4 protein-coding genes are annotated in these 3,331 nt (G+C 73.3%); 3 read left to right on the top strand and 1 reads right to left on the bottom strand.

All coding sequences use genetic code 11. The features are described from left to right. Positions 1 to 37: 37 nt before the first annotated feature. The 3 genes from ACOV8S_RS24685 to ACOV8S_RS24675 all read left to right on the top strand — a co-directional run bounded on the left by ACOV8S_RS24685 (position 38) and on the right by ACOV8S_RS24675 (position 2,835). Entirely contained in the window at positions 38 to 1,438 is a 1,401-nt protein-coding gene (locus tag ACOV8S_RS24685; RefSeq protein ID WP_448320388.1) for a GntP family permease, read from the top strand. 215 nt (positions 1,439 to 1,653) lie between these two features. Next, entirely contained in the window at positions 1,654 to 2,229 is a 576-nt protein-coding gene (locus tag ACOV8S_RS24680) for an NADPH-dependent F420 reductase (protein WP_448320386.1), read from the top strand. Positions 2,230 to 2,274: 45 nt separating this feature from the next. Continuing rightward, positions 2,275 to 2,835, top strand: a complete 561-nt coding sequence (locus ACOV8S_RS24675) for an NUDIX domain-containing protein (protein ID WP_448320384.1) — start codon at positions 2,275 to 2,277, stop codon at positions 2,833 to 2,835. A gap of 33 nt (positions 2,836 to 2,868) precedes the next feature. Here the strand turns inward: ACOV8S_RS24675 and ACOV8S_RS24670 are convergent, their stop codons facing one another. Further along, positions 2,869 to 3,255 carry a YchJ family protein gene (locus ACOV8S_RS24670; RefSeq protein ID WP_448320383.1) on the bottom strand — a complete coding sequence of 129 codons (387 nt, stop codon included), beginning with the start codon at positions 3,253 to 3,255 and terminating at the stop codon, positions 2,869 to 2,871. Positions 3,256 to 3,331 lie beyond the last annotated feature (76 nt).

The following is a 3,331-nucleotide window of genomic DNA, read 5'->3' as shown; positions in this document are numbered from 1 at the left end:
CCCAGGCCCCCACGCATCCCCCTCGCAAGGAACCACCGTGACCAGACTCAGCGTCGAGACTCTGGCGGCGGACGCCGTCGAGCCGATCACCTCGGCCGGCCATGCCCACCTGGGCATCGCCGTGCTCGCGGGCATCGCCGTCATCGTCGTGCTCATCACCAAGTTCAAGCTGCACGCCTTCCTGGCGCTGACTGTCGGCTCGCTGGCCCTCGGCGCCTTCGCCGGCGCCCCGCTGGACAAGACCATCGCCAGCTTCACCACGGGGCTGGGCTCCACCGTCTCGGGCGTCGGCGTGCTGATCGCGCTGGGCGCCGTCCTCGGCAAGCTGCTCGCCGACTCCGGCGGCGCCGACCGGATCGTCGACACCATCCTGGCCAAGGCGAACGGCCGGGCCATGCCGTGGGCGATGGTGCTGATCGCCTCGGTGATCGGCCTGCCGTTGTTCTTCGAGGTCGGCGTGGTCCTGCTGATCCCGGTGGTGCTGATGGTGGCCCGCCGCGGCAACTTCTCCCTGATGCGGATCGGCATCCCCGCCCTGGCCGGCCTCTCCGTGATGCACGGCCTGATCCCGCCGCACCCCGGCCCGCTGGCCGCCATCGACGCGGTGGACGCCGACCTCGGCCTCACGCTGGCGCTGGGCCTGGTCGTCGCGATCCCCACGGTGATCGTCGCCGGTCCGCTCTTCTCCCGCTACGCCGCCCGCTGGGTGGACGTGCCCGCGCCGGAGCGGATGGTCCCCGTCGTCGACGAGGACCAGGACCCGGCCAAGCGCCCCGGCTTCGCCCCGACCCTCGCCACCATGCTGCTGCCGGTCGTGCTGATGCTGGCCAAGGCGCTCGTCGACATCGTCGTGGACGACCCGGAGAACTCCGTCCAGCGCGTCTTCGACGTCGTCGGCTCCCCGATGATCGCCCTGCTCGCCGCCGTGCTGGTGGGCCTGTTCACGCTGGGCCGCGCCGCCGGCTTCACCAAGGAGCGTCTTTCCACCACCGTCGAGAAGTCCCTCGCCCCGATCGCCGGCATCCTGCTGATCGTCGGCGCGGGCGGCGGCTTCAAGCAGACCCTGATCGACTCGGGCGTCGGGCAGATGATCCTCGAGATATCCGAGAACTGGTCGATCCCCGCGCTGCTGCTCGCCTGGCTGATCGCCGTGGTGATCCGCCTGGCCACCGGCTCGGCCACGGTCGCCACCATCTCGGCGGCCGGCCTGGTCGCCCCGCTCGCGGCGGGCATGTCCCCGGCTCAGACGGCGCTGCTGGTCCTGGCCGTCGGCGCCGGATCGGTCTTCTTCAGCCACGTCAACGACGCCGGGTTCTGGCTGGTCAAGGAGTACTTCGGGCTCTCCGTCGGCCAGACGATCAAGACCTGGTCGGTGATGGAGACGCTGATCTCGGTGGTCGGCGGGGCGACGGTGCTGCTGCTGTCGGTCTTCGTCTAGGGCCTGCGGCCGTGACCGGGGTGGAGCGGCCGGTCCGCTTCGCACCGGTCACGGTCGCGGGCCACGTGCGCCCGGCGCGGCGGCAGCCGCCCGGGCGTCTCGGTGCGTTCGGGTGGTCGGAGGGCGTCACGGCCGGGTGAGGAGCGGGCCGGGGCCGCGCCCGAGGTGACAGTGGGAGCGACAACCTCCCAGGTCCCCGTCCCAAGGAGCGCCTCGTGGCACATCTCAGCATCATCGGCACCGGCACCATGGGCCAGGCGATCGCCGGCGTCGCCACCCGGGGCGGCAGTACCGTCGAGCTGCTCGGCAGGGCCGACGCCGACAAGTCCCTCACCGGCGACATCGTCGTCCTCGCCGTGCCCTACCCCGCCGTCGACGCCGTCCTCGACGCGCGCGGCGAGCAGCTGGCCGGCAAGGTCGTCGTGGACATCACCAACCCGCTGGACTTCTCGACCTTCGACTCCCTCGTCGTCCCCGCCGACAGCTCCGCCGCGGCCGCAATCGCCGCCGCGCTGCCGCGGTCGAAGGTGCTGAAGGCCTTCAACACGACCTTCGCCGCCACGCTGGCGTCCGGAACCGTCGGCGAGCTCCCCACCACCATCCTCGTCGCCGGCGACGACGCCGACTCCAAGGCGCTGCTCGCCGGCGTGGTCACCGCCGGCGGCCTGCGCGCCGTCGACGCCGGATCCCTCGAGCGTGCCCGCGAGCTGGAGGCGCTCGGCTTCCTCCAGCTCACCCTCGCCGCGCGGGAGAAGATCGCCTGGACCGGTGGGTTCGGCCTCGTGGACTGACCGCGGGAGCGGGTCGCCCGGCGGCGGGTGCGGTTGGATGTCGGCATGACCGGTTCCGAGCCCGACGCGGACTTCCTGGCCGCGCACGCCGCACGTTCGGCGGAGGAGATCCTCGACGTCGTCGACGAGCACGACCGGGTCGTCGGCCGGCGGCCGCGCGGGGAGGTGTACGCGCGGGGGTTGCGGCACCGCTGCGTCTTCGTCGAGGCGCGGGACACCGAGGGCCGCGTCTTCGTCCACCGCAGGACGGCCACCAAGCTGGTGTACCCGTCCCTGTACGACATGTTCGTGGGCGGGGTGGTCGGCTCGGGGGAGTCCTACGAGGCGGCCGCCCTGCGCGAGGCCGAGGAGGAGCTGGGGGTGAGCGGGCTGCCGCAGCCGGAGTTCCTGGACAAGTTCCTCTACGACGACGGCGCCGGCCACAGCTGGTGGTCGGCCGTCCACCAGGTCCGCTGCGGGCAGCCGGTGCGGCCCCAGCCGGAGGAGGTCGCCTGGCACGCCTTCCTCACGGAGGAGGAGCTGGCGGCCCGCATCGACACCTGGGAGTGGGTGCCGGACGGCCTGGCCGCCTACCACCGGCTGAGGGAGCTCCGCGGGGGCGCCTGAGCGGGCGTGCCTGAGCCCGCGCCCTGGCCGCGCTCAGCCCGAGACGTCGCCGTCCACGTACAGCCAGGCCCCGGCGCCGCCCTGTTCCCGCTCGAAGCGGCTGTGCTCGGTCATCGCGCCGCCGCGGTAGGAGGCGCGGAAGGTGACCGTGCCGGTGGAGTGGAAGGCGGTCCCGCCCTCGGTGGCCAGGATCTCCAGCCCCGTCCAGCGGGTGCCGGGGTCCAGGTCGAGCTCCGCCGGACGGGTCCGCGGGTGCCAGGTGCGCAGCAGGTACCCCGCCTCCAGCTTCACGAAGGCGCTGTACCGGGAGCGCATCAGCTGCTCGGCGGTGGCCGCGACGGCGGAACCGGAGTGGAACCGCCCGCAGCAGGCGTCGTACGGCCGGGGCAGCCCGCAGGGGCAGGAACGCGCGGTGGACATGCGCCCATTCTGCCCGCCCCAGGGGGAGCCGCGGGCCCCGGTGTCCCCCCGCTGCCCGATCGCACGGGACCTGGAG

The organism is Streptomyces sp. CO7 (assembly GCF_053474865.1).
This window is presented reverse-complemented; position numbering and strand designations above follow the sequence as displayed.